The organism is Sulfuricurvum sp. (genome assembly GCF_049305995.1).
In the GTDB taxonomy this organism is placed as follows: Bacteria; Campylobacterota; Campylobacteria; order Campylobacterales; family Sulfurimonadaceae; genus Sulfuricurvum.
The window spans coordinates 1-15779 of the sequence record NZ_JBAQPS010000133.1 but is presented as its reverse complement, the minus strand read 5'-3'; the positions used below and the strand labels follow the sequence as shown (position 1 = coordinate 15779).

Sequence of the window (15779 nt, the reverse complement as noted above, 5' to 3'; positions counted from 1 at the left end):
GTAACAGGAAAAGCGTACTGTTTGTTATGGGTGATAAGGGCGTTATAGGCATCACGTATATCTTCTGAGCGGATAAACGGCGCTGTTGCATAGATACAGCAGGCGTAATCGATAACCGAATCGTTTTGAAGCGTTTGGATGGCGTGAGCGATGACGGAGATGGTAGCGGTGTGATCGTCACTCAGCTCTTTGGGTCTTATAAAAGGGATCTCGGCACCGTAACTGCGTGCAACGTCGGCTATCTCTTCATCATCGGTAGTGACAATGATACGATCAAACAGCCCCGACTCCTGAGCCGCTTTGATACTGTGCGCAATGATCGGCAGACCTGCAAACGCTCTGATATTCTTTCGGGGTATCCGTTTGCTTCCTCCTCGGGCTGGGATGATAGCAATATGCATTAGACACTGCATCCGCGATGGGAATATTTTTCCATCACTTCAAGAACTATATCGGCAACCATCACGGCATCTTCTAACGTCATTTTTTGATGACACGGGATGGAAAGTTCGCTTTTATAAAACAGTTCGCTGTTCGCTAATTGCTGTTCTCCGAAACGTTCTTTGTAAAAACTATTTTGATAAATGGGTTTATAGTGAACCTGTACCCCAAGACCGCGAGAGTGCAATTCACTAAAAATATCCTCTTTAACACAGTGCAATGCCGGGGATAGTAACAATGGATAAAGGTGGCGGGCACTTTTTTCATTTTCATTTAGTGAAATGGTTTGAAAGAGTTTATGCCCTGCAAAACGCTCATGGTAATAACGGGCGATTGTATCGCGTGTTTGAAGAAAACGATCCAACTTATGAAACTGCGACAGTCCCAATGCGGCGGCAAACTCAGTGAGACGAAAATTATGCCCCAAAGTCACCATATCGGAGTTCCAGAGCTGTTTTTTGATGATGCCGTGCGAGCGGAAGAGTTTGAGTTTTTGGGCGAATGCTTCGTCGTTCGTTACTACCGCACCCCCCTCTCCCGTCGTGATCGGTTTGATCGCATGGAAACTAAAGATACTCATGTCGGCAAAGGAACCGATTTTTTGGTTGCCGATACCGCTTCCCAAAGCGTGGGAAGCATCTTGGATTACCAAAAGCTTGTGTTTTTTTGCAATATTGTTGATTAACTCTATTGCAACCGGTTTTCCGGCGAAATCAACGGGGACGAGTGCGCGGGTTCGTGGTGTGATGAGTGATTCGATCAACGATTCATCGATGTTTCCATCCATTTTAATATCACAAAAAATCGGCTTTGCCCCCAGTGCGATTGCCATATTCGACGTTGCGACAAAACTGATTGGCGTGGTGATAATTTCATCGTTTTCAGAGAGTTCTGCAACGGCATACGCACCTAAAAGGGCGGAAGTAGCAGAGTTGAAGGCGACACAATACCGCACCCCGACATAGTTGGCAATTGCTTCTTCAAACTCCTCGACTTTAGCTCCTTGGGTGAGGTGAGAGCTTTTTAAGATCTCAACAACGGCGGTAATGTCATCCTCTTCAATCAACTGAGTTGAATACGGAATCACGACTACCTCCTTTTATACGCAATCGGAATAAAATCCCGATTGGCTACGTTAACACTGTGTTCACTTCGGCAGTGAGCCCGAGAAGAGAAATGTCCTTTCATTTCTCTTCACTTTGAGTGAGGGCGATTTTCTCTAATAATGCTTCGCTAGTGAGCCACTCGGTATTGGTTTCGGAACTGTATTTGAATCCGTATTCCACGGGTTTCCCGATCTCTTCGCAGTTATTTCGTGAGAAATTGGCATTATCCGTAAATTGGATGGAAGGTTTAATGACATAATGATCGTGAAACTCCAATGTGAGGTGGGAATCATCACGTGGACACATTACTTCGTGCATTTTTTCTCCCGGACGGATTCCAACGATTTTATATGGAAGATGAGGTGCTATGGCAGTTGCGACATCGATCACCTTCATCGAAGGGATTTTAGGGATAAATATCTCTCCTCCGTGCATCCGTTGAAAATTTTTGAGGACAAAATCAACCCCCTCTTGAAGAGTGATCCAAAACCGACTCATTCGTTCATCCGTGATAGGGAGTTCAGTTGCTCCCTGTTCAATTAACTTTTGAAAAAATGGGACGACAGAACCGCGTGAACCTAAAACATTTCCGTAGCGGACTACGGCAAAACGGATATCTTTGCCTCCTCGGATATTGTTAGCGGCGACAAAGAGTTTATCAGATGCAAGTTTGGTCGCACCGTAGAGGTTGATAGGGCTGGCGGCTTTGTCGGTAGAGAGAGCGATCACTCGGCTGACATTGCAGTGAAGTGCCGCATCGATAACGTTTTGAGCACCGTTGATATTGGTTTTGATACATTCCATGGGATTGTATTCAGCGATAGGAACATGTTTGAGTGCGGCTGCATGAACGACGTAGTTGACACCATTCATTGCACTTTCGAGTCGTTTTAAATCTCGAACATCACCAATAAAATAACGCATACAAGGATCATTGAACCGTTGAGCCATTTCGTACTGCTTGAGTTCATCACGGGAATAGATAATGATTTTATTGGGTTTGTAATGCTTGAGAATAGTTTTGACAAATTGTTTACCAAAGCTACCGGTTCCGCCAGTAATGAGTATATTTTTTCCATTAAGCATACGATGTCCTAGTCCTATCAGTACAGATGATAGAATAAAGCAAAATTGATACCAATTTGTATTATATCTGACTTTAAGAGCCGTTAATTGCCATAGAAATTTGGTTTTTTAGACTGGAGAATTGGTTTGTTAATTTAGTCATAATAGCATCATATTGAACAAAACGAGCCGTCATTGCTTCATAGCGGGCATCCAAAAGAGCTTGGGAACGTGTTTTATTCGTATTCAATGAAGTAATATTGGCAGATGATGCTGAAGTTAATGTTGCCATAATTCCACTTGATGCAGTGGTATATGAGGTGAGGAGTGTATCCAATGAGGTAAACATTCCATCAGTGGTTGAACTGTTGCCTAAACTGTCAATGGTGGTTGTACCACGAAAAAATGCTTCTGCAGCCGTTGTATCTTCATCAAATTTAGAAAGAAAAATACTAGAATCAAAACTCATAGTTCCATCTTCAGCTAAGTCTATCCCAAATTGTGGAAGTGAAAAACCATCACTGCTAACAGAGGTAACGATTTGATTAATGGCACGAGTAATACCATAAATTGAGCTATCACCGTTAAAAACACCTATGGTTCCGGCAGTTGTATCGGATGTGGTTAAGCTGGTTATTTGTGTGTTCAAACTATTGTAGCTAGTGACAAAAGAGCTCATGGCGTCACTGATAGCAGTCGTATTTTGGGTAATGGCGATATTAGCACTTCCACTATTTTGTAACAGATTAATGGTCATACCGGGAGTAATATCTGTAATGGTATTACTGCTACGGGTGATAGTAATGCCATCGTATTTAAAAGAAGCATCCTGTGCAGTTTGAATATCTTGCATTCCTGTTGGATTTGTCGTTATATGATATGCAAGAAGTTTTGAATCAAGAGTGCCGCCTGAGGAGTCGCTGAGCGTAATAGCTTGATCTTCACCTGTTGCTACAGAACTTAGAACTAATCGGTAATCATTTGTTCCGACTTGCAAAGTAGATGCCTTAACAACGCTTCCCGCAGCGCTATTGATGGCATCTTTAAGTGTTTCTAATGTAGTAGAAGCGGTATAATCAATACTATAACTAGTACTGGCGATTCCTAATGTCAGTGTGCCTGAACCACTGGAAATTAAACTTGAGGTGGCGGTAAAACTACCTGATTCTTTAATGTTATTTAAAGCTAATGAAGTATCTGAAATCGAAAAAGATTGCACTGTTACCCCAGCATTAGCTGTAACACTTACCGCATCTGTACTTCCCGAAACACTGCGTCCTTGATACAAAGTATCATCATTCAATGCACTTGCATTTGCCTGAAACGTTGTTAAGAGACTGCTTACAAGGCTTAACGCGCTACTTTTCTTCGTTTCAAGAGTGATTTTATTGGTAATAGGGGTAATTATCGCCGTCGTATCAGCCGCTTTTAACTGATCGATTACGGTCGAGGTCAAGACTCCCGATCCAGCCCCAAGTGAACTGACTGCCATAACAAATCCTTTTACTGTAATTCTTGAATTATATATCGACCGAAACACTCAAAACTTTATTTTCAATTGTATAAGCAAAAAAGGTTCCCTCACCGTTTTTTGCTAATCCCGAAGCGCTGAGGTCTGAGGGTGAGCTCGGTAACGCTTACCCCCTTACGCAGGCATAGGAGATTGCGGATGGTTTGCGCAATATCGGAGGCAAAGAGTTTGGTATCTTCAGATTCACCGACTCCGAAACGCAAATCATCGAAAAAAGCGGTTTCGGTCATATCGGGATTGATGGTAATGACACCTACGCCACTTGTTCTAACTTCTTCAAATAGACTATTCCCAAAGGCACGTAACCCTGATTTGGTAGCGGTATACAGAGCGGAAAATTTTGAACTGCGGATCGCTTCGATAGAGGTGATGTTGATGATGGTTCCTTGTTTCTCTTTTAGCGGACGCAACAGCAAATTGGTGAGGAGAATTGGGGCAGTGAGATTAAGGGTGATCATGTCGATGATGACCATGGGACTCAGCTCTTCATGAGGCTCAAATCGACCGAATCCTGCGGCATTGACGAGCAGAGCTAAATCAGTGATTCCTAATAAGTCAGTTTTAATGGTTTCGAGCGCACGTGTACTACCTAGATCACATGCGATATGATGAAAAGCGGGATGGCTGATTTTTCCATGGCTTCGGCTGATGCCGAAAACACTGTACCCCTCATCCAAAAGCATCAAGGCGATCGCTTTGCCGATTCCTGAACTGCTTCCTGTTACGATTGCCGTTGCCATGTCCTAATCCTTTCCATTGGTATAAATTTCGTTGCCTTGGCTAAAAGAGTCTCTAAAATCATTGCTTCGATAGGTTCAGGATAGGTTGCCATTTCATCTCTTACGGTATAGGGGTAAAAAGCGATGTCGCTTCGACGGAGTTGTTTGAGTGAACGGAGATGATTTTGGCTCATTCTGAAACTCCCAAGGGTGAGCTGTTCGATACTCTTAGGCTCAATCTTATTGAAAATCATCTCGATGAGGTGAGGATAAAGTGTTTCAAATTCATTGGTATAGATGACGGGATCAATGCAAATACGCACTCTCCAACCAAGGTCTTGTACTTCTTTGATGGCTTGTAACCGTTTTTCGAGTGAGGGGGTAGCGTGTTCGTAGTGGTCGATAATCGTTTGCGGTGAAAGGGTCCATGCTAACGTGATACGTTTATTGGGATGGCAGTTTTTGAATACTTTGATATTGGTGCTTTTGGTTCGGATCTCCAGATATAGATTTGGGTGTTGTGCGGCAAATTCGAGCCAGCGAAGAGTTTGTCCTGTTAGTGCTTCGATAGAGAGAGTATCGGTATCATACGAGGTTGCAATCAGTGTCTCTTTCGTGAGACAAGGGAGTAATTGTTCAAACGCATCTTCGAGGTTAACGAATAACACCGTGTTAGCTGAGGGGTAAAGACCCTGCAAATAGCAGTAGTCACAGTCATACAAACACCCCATGACGCTGGAAGCGTAAAAAAACTGCTCAAAACCGAACCCGTCGCTGTATTGGCTCCCCTCGTGCAAAAATTTTCCTTCTTTGTGAGCTAGAATCAGCTTTTTTGAGCTACTTTGTGCTGCGAAACTTTGATTCGTTCTATTGAATATCTCTTTGTAATGATCAATTATAATGATTTGAGATTTTTCGAATTTTTCGATTATTTTAAGAGTCTGCGGATGGCTGAGAACTTTTTTTTCAATGTAGAGATGGGAGAACAGTTTAGGCTGTGAGGGTTGTAATAAATTCTTCAAGTAACATACTCCTTTCACGTTTGGAATTGGGCAATTCATAGGGCAATACAATCGTTCCAGTACGATATTTGAGGCGAAAAAAACAAAGAGCGTCTTCGAGAGAGTTAGCTTGGCTTTTCGTGAAGTGTTGTTTAAAAATTTCTATTTTCTCTCTCTCCTCAGAGGTAAATAAAATGGTTTCGATATGAGCGTTTTGAAGTGCTTGAATGATAAATTCTAAGCTCTTCAAATGGGAGCGGATATGCTCAGTCACTTCCTCTTTGGTGATACAATCAGGGGTGAAATGATCGGAGACAATTTTGAGAAAGGCCATTTGATGAAGTTTAAAAAATTTAGACGCGGCTTTGAAAACGGCAGAACTCTCCATATCGACCGGAAATTTTGAGGGCGAATATTGAGGTGTATCGACACAGATGAGAGAAGTTTCTCGAAGCGTGTGTGGATAGAGAATATCGGGGTAATAACGTTTTTCATGATCAATAATCTGATGAACGAGGAGAGCTTCCTGTATTGCATACTCTGAGGGTGCACCGCAAATACCGATATTGATCACAATATCATTTCTTTGCGGTATCCGCCATCCGAGCATCGCACTGATTGCCATCAGAGGATTTATTTTACCCATGCCAGTAACGAGCAGAAGAATGTTGTTTCCCGCATAGAGGGTATGGGGGAGCGGTGTGATTCGTTTAAGCCGATAATGTTCGATGATTGCTCTAGCTTCAGCATCGAGTGCAGTGATGAGGTATGTCATAAAGAAATTATACCCTATTGCATTTATAGGTTGAAACCGCTATAATTCCACCTCTCCTCTAGACCTGTGCAAGGGTGCGTTTAGACATCGTGTCAGGGTAGGAATACAGCAGCACACCTAGCCGTGTTTTGTGCCGCAGGTATCTGGGGGAGTCCCTTTTATTCCTTTTTTTCTCATATACTCATCAAACCGACGTTAAAAGTTAACTTTAAAGTATAAATTTAATATACAATACTTTATAATCTTCAATTAGATACTAATCTTATGTGTTTTTTAGGTTACAATTCAAAAATTACATGTTTGTATGTGTCATACGTGGTCTAGTTAGGAATTTAAACTTTATTATAATAAGGTATGAAATGATAGCTTAAGCATGAGGATGACGAGAAACATTTACTGTATAACATCAGGTTAGTGATAGAAATTTTCTGGAGAATGATGATGAGAATTGAATTAATGGAACAAATTGAGCATGTCCCGATGCTCCCGGAAACCGTTCAAAAAGTTGAAATGGTTTTTAATAATCCAAATAGTACCATGAATGATATGGCGGATGCGATTAAAGCTGATCCGATTATTACCGCCTATATTTTAAAAACAGCCAATTCTCCATTATACGGCCTTAGTCGCACAGTGACAGATGTGGCACATGCCATTTCATTACTAGGTAAAGAGGCGGTTAGGACGTTTACAATTGCTTCTGCAGCAAATTCGTGTATGGAGATTGATCTTAGCCCTTATGGAATGACAAAAGAGTCTTATTTGGCACGTGCACAGCTCCAAAATGCCCTTGTTAGCCAATGGATTTCAAAAGTAGATCGTTCACTATTAGGACATCTTTCGCTTGCATCATTTTTATTAGAATTGGGTAAAGTAGTGATTAGCCGTTATTTAATTGAAACGAATCAAGGAATATTGCTAACCAGTAATTTGGCGAAAGGTATTTCTATCAAGCAAGCTGAAATAGTAGCTTGTGGTTCTAAGTCGGAAGATGTGACAGCAACACTTTTTTTCCGTTGGAATTTTGATCCTAACTTGGTTCATTTAATCCGTTTCGCAAACGAACCTGAGGATGCATCAGATATTGAAACGCAAGAGATGGCTAAATTTCTTAAAGTAGCGAAAGAAGCAATTACTCTTGATGGGAAAATAACGGAAGCCAGTTTAAAATATGCACATGAGCTGATCGAAGAGTATGGTATGAATCAAAATCTTTTTGACGAAGCGGTTGAAAAAATTCTTACTGCCGCCTAATCCATGCCGTTCATGGTGAGTATATTAAACCATGAGCAATATTTAATCTTCTCTATAGCTTCCGACTTTACATCCGCTTGGGGTATTTGGTGGATTATCTCTCAAGTAACATAAATCTTCATACGTCTGTTTTAATACTTTGCCCTCTCGTAATAATGGTAGCATCTTTTCATCTTTCTCAGTTAGAGAGATTGATTGATTGTAGAGCAATGCTTTTACTTCGGCATCGACAGCTGCAAGTGCCGCTTCTATATGGGTAAGTGAAATCATAAAATATTCTCTTTTTTAGTGATTATACCGATGAACTTCTAAAACAATGATGGTTGCAGTGCTTTTAATCTAAAACTTTTACGATGAATTTCACAATATCCATAGAGTCGGATTGCTTCGATATGAGATGCACTACCGTATCCTTTGTGTCCTTCAAATCCGTATTGAGGATAGAGAGCAGCGAGTTCTACCATTTCCCGATCCCGTGTCACTTTCGCTAATATCGAAGCGGCACTTACTTCCGGAATGGTCGCGTCAGCTTTTACCATGGTTCGCAGACCACTCACACCAAATTTAGAATTGCCATCATACAGATAATCCGCTTCCCCTAATGCATTCATGATCTCACGTAACCCTGCCGCCAAACAAGCCGATAGTCCGAGCTCATCGATTTGTGCTGAAGTGAACCGTGCAATATGGTATGTAGTATTTTCACGGATGATATCAAAGAGAGATTCCCGTTTTTTTTCGGAGAGCTTTTTAGAGTCATTTAACCCCTCAATCGGTTTGTTTAAAATAACACCTGCAATGGTAAGTGGCCCTGCCAACGGTCCACGGCCTGCTTCATCGATTCCGCAAAGTTGCATAATAACTCCGATATGCGTGTCAATTTTAAAATTTTATCTTTGAATTCGCTATTATAACGGAAGAGATAGAATGAAAAGGATTAATTTGCTGGAAGAAAAAGATGTAATACTGCAAAGAGCACAACATTGGTTTAGAGAGACTGTTGCGGTGAATCATGAAAAAAACACGCTTAAGCTTAAAAATCCGAAAAAACTTCAGATCAATCCGTTTTTGTTACCCTATTTGGCTAATTTTTTAGAAGGGGAAGCAACGCCAATCAGTATTGCAAAAGCATTGGTCTATCCAAGAGCTTTGGGTACTTCGATCACTACCTCATTCGGTGCAAATATTCAAAGCTTTGCTTCGAGTGTTTTATCGTCATATGGAAGTTTGATCCCAGGAATAGACATAGAATTTATAGATAAGGTTGATGGCTTAAAAAGATATTGTCAGCTTAAAGCAGGACCAAATACGATCAATAAAGATGATGTAAAAACTATAGCTGATCATTTTAAAGATGCAATTAATTTAGCAAAAACAAATAAATTAAAAGTCTCTTTTGAAAATTTTTCTGTTGGAGTTATTTACGGAGAAGCACAAGATTTAAGTAGTCATTATTTACGAATAACGAGTCAGTTCCATCATCCTGTATTGATTGGCGAAGAATTTTGGTATCGCTTAACGGGTGATAAATTTTTTTATTTTGATTTGATAGATTGTATTGGGCGTGTTGCTATTGAGGCCGATTTTAAAACTAAACTGGATGATGTGATCAAAGAATTGGCTCAGTCAAATGAGATACAATCGATAGTACAAAAATTACATTCGTAACATATCATTTTGTCATAAAAATCAGCTTCACTAATTTTTTATTATAAAGTAACCATGTATAATGTTTAGTAAGGTTGGTATTATGAACGCACAAGAAAAAGAGTATTACGCTATTGCTGAAGTAGCTGATATTTTATCGGTTTCGAAAGAGACATTACGGCGTTGGGATGAAAAAGGAAAACTCACTCCTATTCGTCATCCTATCAATAATTATCGTGTGTATCATCGAAAACAATTGTTTGAGTTTGAAGAAGCACAATTGATGTTTAAATCATTGTGGGATGAAGAGTTAGAGACAAAGCCATTTAGAGCATTTCGTTCCATAGAACTTTTTGCAGGGGCAGGGGGGCTTGCACTCGGATTGGAAAAAGCGGGGTTTGAAGCGCAATTATTAAATGAAATTGATAAATATGCTTGTGAGACATTGAAAAAAAATCGCCCTCATTGGAATGTTGTGCACGGGGATATTAAAAATATCGATTTTACTCCCTATAAAGATCAAATTGACTTTCTCTCCGGTGGATTCCCGTGTCAAGCATTCTCATATGCTGGGCAGAAATTAGGTTTTGAAGATGCACGAGGGACACTTTTTTATGAATTTGCTCGTGCTGTAAAAGAGTCTCAACCGAAAGTTTTTTTAGCGGAAAATGTACGCGGTTTATTGAGTCACGATGAAGGGCGCACATTAGCAACGATCAAATCAATCATTTCGGAAATCGGGTATGAATTAATCGTCGAACCTAATGTCCTTAAAGCAATGTTTTATCAAGTACCGCAAAAGAGAGAGCGACTTTTCTTTGTAGGTGTTCGAAAAGATATTTTTGAAAAAATATCGAGCACTGATTTTCAATGGCCATCGCCGTATAAACGAATATTTACGCTAAAAGATGCGTTTAAAAAAGGGGAACTTTATGAGTGTGATGTTCCTGAATCGCATGGACAAGAATATCCTAAGCGCAAAAAAGAGATTCTTGATATGGTTCCACAGGGGGGATATTGGAGAAACTTACCCGAAGATATTCAACGTGAATATATGATGAAGAGTTATTTTTTAGGTGGGGGAAAGACGGGAATGGCTCGTCGCCTCTCCTATGATGAACCAAGCTTGACCTTGACATGTGCTCCAGCACAAAAACAGACAGAACGGTGTCATCCTGAGGAGACCCGCCCTCTGAGGGTAAGAGAATATGCACGTATCCAAACTTTTCCCGATAAATGGACTTTTGTAGGTTCAATGACAAATCAGTATAAACAAATCGGAAATGCAGTTCCTGTGAACTTAGGATACGCAATGGGTCGGAGTTTGGTGAGATTATTGAATAAGATTGAAAAAATAAATTACTAATTAATCATCTCCTAATGCCCATCTCTCAAACGGGATCATTTCAATGCGTGAGATCGGATGTGAGAGGATGCTTTCCAAATTCATCGTTACCGCTATAACCTCACGTACACGGTTTGAGACGATAAATCCTTCCAAAGCTTCTACTTTTTTAAAGAGGGCGTGTTCATTGGCAAACGGTGAAGCGATGATGATTTGCCCCCGTTGTGGTAAATAAAAATCGATCCCCTCATCATAATAGCATTCGATTTGGTGTTTATCGAGCTCTGAAAAAACAAGATTTTCAAACAGTCGTCCGAAGTGTTTTTGGACAACCAGTGCGTGTTTGATCGCAATGTCGCATAGGTAGAGTTTTTTAACGGCGTTGGGGTGGTTGTATTTGGAAAGGCTTTTGAGATAGCCCCGTTCAAACATCGATTGCAGGTGGAGATAGAGTTTGTCTTTGGAAATTTTTCGCTCTGACTTTAGCCGCTCATAAAGGTTAAACGCAGAGACCTTTTGGGTCACCATCTTGGAGGCTTGGGCTAGGATCGAAAACTCGATAGGCTCCAATCCTCTTTGAAGAACGCTTTGGAGATAGAGAACTCTCTCTTCGCTGGGGATGCGGTGCATTGCTGGAAAGCCGCCGAGCTGAAAAAAATGGTTCAATGCCGTAGAGTCATATTTGCTTTCAAAGGCTAAAAACTCTTCGTAGTCGAGCAATGCGAGATGGATTTGACGGTAAGGAAGTTCTAGTCGGCTTTCCGATGAGAGGATTATTTGATCGATCTCAAAGAGCTTAATGGCTTCATTGTAGTTATCCAATGCCAAAATAGAGATCTTATTTTCTTTGCAAAAAAGTTCCATAGAATCGTTTAACTCATTAATATCGAGTCGCAAATCCCTGCAATCGATATAAAGATAGGTTGATTTTTTATGAGAAAGGAGATAATTTTTAATAAGTGCGGTTTTTCCTGACTGGGTAATTCCATAAATCAGGGTACTTTCTTCATCGATAAATTGTTTGCGTTCTATAAATCCGACATTATGTAAATCGTATCGATAGTATTCATCTAATAAAGCTTTCATACCTGAAATCATAGCGTAAAAAATATAGCTTCCTTCTTATAAGGAAGTAAATTTAGCACATAGTGCAATTTTTACCCCTAAAATCCTTGACCCGAAGGGGATATGTCAGTATAATTTCGCCGCCTTATATAGTCAGACAAGATCTGACGAGTTCTTTTATCTAAGGAAAACATTATGGAAAAAATTCGTTTGAAACTTAGAGCATACGATCATCGTGTACTTGATCGTTCAGTTGCCTCTATTGTTGAAGCTGTAAAGCGAACGGGTGCGGAAATCCGCGGACCGATCCCTTTGCCAACCAAGATTCGTAAATATACGGTTCTTAAATCTCCGCACGTCAATAAAGACTCACGTGAGCAATTTGAGATTCGTATGCACGCACGTTTGATCGACATCGTGTCGGCTACGCCAGATACAGTTGATTCGTTGATGAAGCTTGACTTGGCTCCGGAAGTGGACGTAGAAGTTCGCTCTATGGACAAGTAAGGAGTAGGGTGTGGAATACATTGTAGAAAAAATCGGTATGAGCCGAACAATCGGTGCTACGAGCAAAGTAGTAACTCTTTTAAAAGTAAAAGAGATGAAAGTTTGTGAAGTAAGTAATGGCGTTGCACTTGTTGCATACAGCCAAGGTAAATCGATGAACAAACCGGTTGAAGGTCAACAAAAGAAATATAATCTTTCTGCTGAATTCAACAAATTCGCGACATTGGAAGTTGCAAACACCGAAGCTGGTGATTTGGATATGACTCCTTTGGCGGATGCGAAAAAGGTTAAAGCATCTTTCAACACAAAAGGTCGCGGTTTTACCGGTGTTATGAAACGCTGGAATTTTGCCGGCGGACCTGGCGCACACGGTCACCGTTTTCACCGTACTGGTGGATCTATCGGTAACCGCGAATGGCCTGGTAAAGTCCAAAAAGGGCGTAAAATGTCAGGTCAATACGGTAACGAGCAAGTTACTGTTAAAAATGAAGTAATGTCATACGACGCAGAAAATGGTGTATTAGTAGTTGTGGGTTCAATCCCAGGCGCTAACGGTGCACTAGGTCGAGTAAAGGTTGTTAAATAATGAGCGCGATTGTACTGAACGAAAAATTCGAAAAAGCCTCTGAATTGGCATTGCCTGAGAGCTTCAGCGGTATCAATACCCACAACCTCTATTTGTACGTTAAATCGTACCAAGCGAGCCTCCGTGCAGATACTGCATCGGCTAAAACTCGCTCGACAATTAACGGTGGTGGTAAAAAACCATGGGCTCAAAAAGGTAAAGGTGGCGCACGTGCCGGTTCACGTCGTTCACCGATCTTCGTTGGCGGTGCGGTTGCACACGGGCCAAACACAGGTCGTAACTACGATCAAAAGATCAATAAAAAGCAAAAGAAACTAGCGCTTAAATGTGCGTTGGATGCTTTGGCAACAGCTGGAAAATTGTTCATCGTTGATTCGATTGAAGTTCCGACTGGTAAAACAAAAGACGCATTGGCGTTGTTCAATGCATTGAATGTTCGTGATGCGTTGTTGGTGAAAAAGATTCTCGATGAGAATACCTATCTTGCATTCCGTAACATTGCTTCTACCTATGTGGTAGAAGAGAATGAACTCAACGCCTTTTTGGCTGCGACATACCGTTCGGTGGTTATCGAAAAAGCGGTATGGGAAAATCTGACTAAAGAGAGCTAAGATGGCAGATATTACTGATATCAAATCAATCCTGTATACAGAGAAGACCCTTGGTCTTCAAGAAGAGGGTGTAATCGTTGTTCAAACGTCTCCACGTATGACAAAGAACGCTCTTAAAGAGGTGTTTAGAGAGTATTTCGGAATCGTTCCGGCTCGCGTTAACTCACTAAACCAAGACGGAAAAGTAAAACGTTTCCGTGGTCTTGCTGGTAAACAAAACGACTTTAAAAAGTTCTATGTGAAATTGCCAGAAGGCGCACAAATCGATAGTTTGGCGGTGTAATATGGCGATCAAAACGTATAAACCAACCACTCCGAGCCGACGTTTCTATACCAACGTTGATAACTCGGACATCACGGCAAAAGCGTCTGTAAGGTCTTTGTTGATTAAACTTCCTGCAGCTGCTGGACGTAACAACAACGGTCGTATTACATCACGTCATAAAGAAGCGGGAGCTAAAAAGCTTTACCGCATTATCGATTTCAAACGTAACAAATTCGGTGTAAACGGAACTGTTGCAGCAATCGAATACGATCCGTACCGTAACTGTCGTATCGCTCTTATCAACTACGTAGATGGTGACAAACGTTACATCCTCCAACCTAAAGGTTTGGTAGTCGGTGATGTTGTCTCTGCAGCTGAGAGCGGTTTGGACATTAAAGTCGGAAATGCGATGAAATTGATGAACATCCCTGTGGGGACAACGGTTCACAATATCGAGCTTAAACCGGGTAAAGGTGGACAAATCGTCCGTTCAGCCGGAACATCAGCACAAATTATGGGTCGTGAGGGGAAATATGTTTCTCTTCGTCTTCCATCAAGTGAAATGCGTTATGTTTTGGGTGAATGTATGGCGACTGTCGGTGTAGTTGGTAACGAAGAGTACATCAACATCGTTCTTGGTAAAGCAGGTCGTACACGTCATATGGGTATCCGTCCTCAAACACGTGGTTCTGCGATGAACCCTATCGATCACCCGCATGGTGGTGGTGAAGGTAAAACGAATTCAGGACGTCACCCGGTTACTCCATGGGGTAAACCGACTAAAGGTGCTAAAACACGTAAGAAGAAAGCAAGTGATAAATTGATTATTACTCGCCGTAAATCAAATCCGAAGAGGTAGATAATGGCTAGATCAGTAAAAAAAGGACCATTTGTTGATGGACACCTTATGAAAAAAGTGATTGCTGCCAAAGAGACGAAAAGCAACAAACCTATCAAAACTTGGTCACGCCGTAGTGTGATCTTGCCAGATATGATCGGTTTAACGTTTACCGTCCATAATGGCCGTCAGTTTGTACCGGTTTTCGTAACGGAAAACCACGTTGGTTACAAACTTGGTGAATTTTCACCAACACGTACATTTAAGGGCCATAAAGGTTCTGTACAAAAGAAAATCGGGAAATAAGGAAGAGATATGGCAAGAGCACTATTAAAATTCGTTCGCGTATCTCCGACTAAATCTCGTTTGATCGCTCGCGAAGTTCAAGGAATGAATGCAGAGCAAGCAATGGCTGCGTTGGAGTTTACTCCTAACAAAGCAGCAAAAATCATCGCTAAAGTGGTTGCGTCAGCTGTAGCAAACAGCGGTATCGATGCGCAAGATTGTATTGTTAAATCATGCCGCGTTGATAACGGTCCGGTACTTAAACGTTTCACTCAACGTGCACGTGGTACCGCTTCTGGTATCCGTAAACCGACAGCACACATTTTGGTAGAAGTAGAGGGTAAATAATTATGGGTCATAAAGTTAATCCTATCGGACTTCGTCTCGGTATTAACCGCAACTGGGAATCTCGTTGGTTTCCTAACTTTAAAACAGCTGCGGTATATCTTGGTGAAGACCACAAAATCCGTACTTTTTTGAAAAAAGAACTTTACTATGCAGGTGTTAGTAATATCGTAATCGAGCGTACCGCTAAGCGTCTACGTGTAACGATTATCGCTGCTCGTCCTGGTATCATCATTGGTAAAAAAGGTTCAGATATTGAGAAAATTAAAGATTCTCTTAATAAATTGATCGGTAAGCCGGTTGCAATCAACATCAAAGAAGAGAAAAAAGCACAAGCTTCAGCTCAATTGGTAGCTGAAAATGTTGCAACTCAACTTGAGAAACGTGTAGCGT

The 15779-nt window shown here is 41.1% G+C and carries 21 protein-coding genes and 1 other RNA gene; 12 read left to right on the top strand and 10 right to left on the bottom strand.

Translation table 11 applies throughout. From position 1 onward, the window contains the following. The 7 genes from WA010_RS04505 to WA010_RS04475 form a co-directional block, all read right to left on the bottom strand. On the bottom strand, window positions 1–401 hold a 401-nt coding region (locus tag WA010_RS04505; RefSeq protein WP_422555954.1), incomplete at its 3' end, for a cytidylyltransferase domain-containing protein. Further along, a complete protein-coding gene (pseC, locus tag WA010_RS04500) occupies window positions 401–1528 on the bottom strand; it encodes a UDP-4-amino-4,6-dideoxy-N-acetyl-beta-L-altrosamine transaminase (RefSeq protein ID WP_422555953.1) in 1128 nt (375 codons plus the stop codon). The genes pseC and WA010_RS04505, both read right to left, overlap by 1 nt. A gap of 97 nt (window positions 1529–1625) precedes the next feature. Further along, entirely contained in the window at window positions 1626–2633 is a 1008-nt protein-coding gene (gene pseB / locus WA010_RS04495) for a UDP-N-acetylglucosamine 4,6-dehydratase (inverting) (protein WP_422555952.1), read from the bottom strand. 73 nt (window positions 2634–2706) lie between these two features. Beyond that, window positions 2707–4104: a flagellar filament capping protein FliD gene (gene fliD / locus WA010_RS04490; protein WP_422555951.1), complete on the bottom strand. Its 1398-nt coding sequence runs from the start codon at window positions 4102–4104 to the stop codon at window positions 2707–2709. Between the two features lie 89 nt (window positions 4105–4193). Then, the gene (locus WA010_RS04485) at window positions 4194–4883 is read right to left on the bottom strand and encodes an SDR family oxidoreductase (protein ID WP_422555950.1); all 690 of its coding nucleotides are present in this window, start codon (window positions 4881–4883) and stop codon (window positions 4194–4196) included. Beyond that, the gene (locus WA010_RS04480; protein WP_422555949.1) at window positions 4865–5884 is read right to left on the bottom strand and encodes an SPL family radical SAM protein; all 1020 of its coding nucleotides are present in this window, start codon (window positions 5882–5884) and stop codon (window positions 4865–4867) included. The genes WA010_RS04485 and WA010_RS04480 overlap by 19 nt, the downstream gene beginning before the upstream one ends. Further along, window positions 5853–6638 carry a hypothetical protein gene (locus WA010_RS04475; protein ID WP_422555948.1) on the bottom strand — a complete coding sequence of 262 codons (786 nt, stop codon included), beginning with the start codon at window positions 6636–6638 and terminating at the stop codon, window positions 5853–5855. The genes WA010_RS04480 and WA010_RS04475 overlap by 32 nt, the downstream gene beginning before the upstream one ends. Before the next feature lie 55 nt (window positions 6639–6693). On the opposite strand from WA010_RS04475, the gene ffs reads away from it, so the two are divergent. After that, window positions 6694–6791: signal recognition particle sRNA small type (ffs, locus tag WA010_RS04470), an RNA gene on the top strand. Window positions 6792–7079: 288 nt separating this feature from the next. Next, window positions 7080–7892 (top strand): HDOD domain-containing protein, encoded by an 813-nt coding sequence (locus WA010_RS04465; protein ID WP_422555947.1) that lies wholly within the window; start codon window positions 7080–7082, stop codon window positions 7890–7892. A 42-nt stretch (window positions 7893–7934) separates the two neighbouring features. Here the strand turns inward: WA010_RS04465 and WA010_RS04460 are convergent, their stop codons facing one another. Together WA010_RS04460 and WA010_RS04455 are read right to left on the bottom strand one after the other, a co-directional pair. Then, complete coding sequence (locus WA010_RS04460) at window positions 7935–8162, bottom strand: hypothetical protein (protein ID WP_422555946.1); 228 nt, start codon at window positions 8160–8162, stop codon at window positions 7935–7937. Between the two features lie 38 nt (window positions 8163–8200). After that, window positions 8201–8749 (bottom strand): ribonuclease HII, encoded by a 549-nt coding sequence (locus tag WA010_RS04455; protein WP_422555945.1) that lies wholly within the window; start codon window positions 8747–8749, stop codon window positions 8201–8203. A 70-nt stretch (window positions 8750–8819) separates the two neighbouring features. Here WA010_RS04455 and WA010_RS04450 point away from each other — a divergent pair, with 70 nt between their 5' ends. Both WA010_RS04450 and dcm read left to right on the top strand, forming a co-directional pair. After that, a complete protein-coding gene (locus tag WA010_RS04450) occupies window positions 8820–9560 on the top strand; it encodes a PmeII family type II restriction endonuclease (protein WP_422555944.1) in 741 nt (246 codons plus the stop codon). An 82-nt stretch (window positions 9561–9642) separates the two neighbouring features. After that, window positions 9643–10905, top strand: coding sequence for a DNA (cytosine-5-)-methyltransferase (gene dcm / locus WA010_RS04445; RefSeq protein WP_422555943.1), 1263 nt, complete (start codon window positions 9643–9645; stop codon window positions 10903–10905). Here dcm and WA010_RS04440 read toward each other — a convergent pair whose 3' ends face one another. After that, complete coding sequence (locus WA010_RS04440; protein WP_422555942.1) at window positions 10906–11970, bottom strand: ATP-binding protein; 1065 nt, start codon at window positions 11968–11970, stop codon at window positions 10906–10908. 174 nt (window positions 11971–12144) lie between these two features. Here WA010_RS04440 and rpsJ point away from each other — a divergent pair, with 174 nt between their 5' ends. The 8 genes from rpsJ to rpsC form a co-directional block, all read left to right on the top strand. Beyond that, window positions 12145–12456: a 30S ribosomal protein S10 gene (gene rpsJ, locus WA010_RS04435; protein ID WP_013459053.1), complete on the top strand. Its 312-nt coding sequence runs from the start codon at window positions 12145–12147 to the stop codon at window positions 12454–12456. 10 nt (window positions 12457–12466) lie between these two features. Further along, complete coding sequence (gene rplC, locus WA010_RS04430; protein WP_422555941.1) at window positions 12467–13042, top strand: 50S ribosomal protein L3; 576 nt, start codon at window positions 12467–12469, stop codon at window positions 13040–13042. Then, on the top strand, window positions 13039–13653 hold the full coding sequence (rplD, locus tag WA010_RS04425; protein ID WP_422555955.1) for a 50S ribosomal protein L4: 615 nt from the start codon (window positions 13039–13041) through the stop codon (window positions 13651–13653). Before rplC ends, rplD begins: the two co-directional genes overlap by 4 nt. Window position 13654: 1 nt before the next feature. Then, entirely contained in the window at window positions 13655–13936 is a 282-nt protein-coding gene (locus WA010_RS04420) for a 50S ribosomal protein L23 (RefSeq protein WP_013459056.1), read from the top strand. Window position 13937: 1 nt separating this feature from the next. After that, on the top strand, window positions 13938–14777 hold the full coding sequence (gene rplB / locus WA010_RS04415; protein WP_422555940.1) for a 50S ribosomal protein L2: 840 nt from the start codon (window positions 13938–13940) through the stop codon (window positions 14775–14777). Between the two features lie 3 nt (window positions 14778–14780). Further along, window positions 14781–15062, top strand: a complete 282-nt coding sequence (gene rpsS / locus WA010_RS04410; RefSeq protein ID WP_015652597.1) for a 30S ribosomal protein S19 — start codon at window positions 14781–14783, stop codon at window positions 15060–15062. 9 nt (window positions 15063–15071) lie between these two features. Beyond that, window positions 15072–15389, top strand: coding sequence for a 50S ribosomal protein L22 (gene rplV / locus WA010_RS04405; RefSeq protein ID WP_295012830.1), 318 nt, complete (start codon window positions 15072–15074; stop codon window positions 15387–15389). A 2-nt stretch (window positions 15390–15391) separates the two neighbouring features. Beyond that, a partial coding sequence (gene rpsC / locus WA010_RS04400; RefSeq protein ID WP_422555939.1) for a 30S ribosomal protein S3 occupies window positions 15392–15779 on the top strand: 388 nt, incomplete at its 3' end.

What these genes read in the sequence shown, in the direction of transcription:
- pseB (WP_422555952.1), bottom strand. Translation starts at nt 2,633, where the DNA reads ATGCTTAATGGAAAAAATATACTCATTACTGGCGGAACCGGTAGCTTT.
- fliD (WP_422555951.1), bottom strand. Translation starts at nt 4,104, where the DNA reads ATGGCAGTCAGTTCACTTGGGGCTGGATCGGGAGTCTTGACCTCGACC.
- WA010_RS04485 (WP_422555950.1), bottom strand. Translation starts at nt 4,883, where the DNA reads ATGGCAACGGCAATCGTAACAGGAAGCAGTTCAGGAATCGGCAAAGCG.
- WA010_RS04475 (WP_422555948.1), bottom strand. Translation starts at nt 6,638, where the DNA reads ATGACATACCTCATCACTGCACTCGATGCTGAAGCTAGAGCAATCATC.
- WA010_RS04465 (WP_422555947.1), top strand. Translation starts at nt 7,080, where the DNA reads ATGAGAATTGAATTAATGGAACAAATTGAGCATGTCCCGATGCTCCCG.
- WA010_RS04460 (WP_422555946.1), bottom strand. Translation starts at nt 8,162, where the DNA reads ATGATTTCACTTACCCATATAGAAGCGGCACTTGCAGCTGTCGATGCC.
- WA010_RS04455 (WP_422555945.1), bottom strand. Translation starts at nt 8,749, where the DNA reads ATGCAACTTTGCGGAATCGATGAAGCAGGCCGTGGACCGTTGGCAGGG.
- WA010_RS04450 (WP_422555944.1), top strand. Translation starts at nt 8,820, where the DNA reads ATGAAAAGGATTAATTTGCTGGAAGAAAAAGATGTAATACTGCAAAGA.
- dcm (WP_422555943.1), top strand. Translation starts at nt 9,643, where the DNA reads ATGAACGCACAAGAAAAAGAGTATTACGCTATTGCTGAAGTAGCTGAT.
- WA010_RS04440 (WP_422555942.1), bottom strand. Translation starts at nt 11,970, where the DNA reads ATGAAAGCTTTATTAGATGAATACTATCGATACGATTTACATAATGTC.
- rpsJ (WP_013459053.1), top strand. Translation starts at nt 12,145, where the DNA reads ATGGAAAAAATTCGTTTGAAACTTAGAGCATACGATCATCGTGTACTT.
- WA010_RS04420 (WP_013459056.1), top strand. Translation starts at nt 13,655, where the DNA reads ATGGCAGATATTACTGATATCAAATCAATCCTGTATACAGAGAAGACC.
- rplB (WP_422555940.1), top strand. Translation starts at nt 13,938, where the DNA reads ATGGCGATCAAAACGTATAAACCAACCACTCCGAGCCGACGTTTCTAT.
- rpsS (WP_015652597.1), top strand. Translation starts at nt 14,781, where the DNA reads ATGGCTAGATCAGTAAAAAAAGGACCATTTGTTGATGGACACCTTATG.
- rplV (WP_295012830.1), top strand. Translation starts at nt 15,072, where the DNA reads ATGGCAAGAGCACTATTAAAATTCGTTCGCGTATCTCCGACTAAATCT.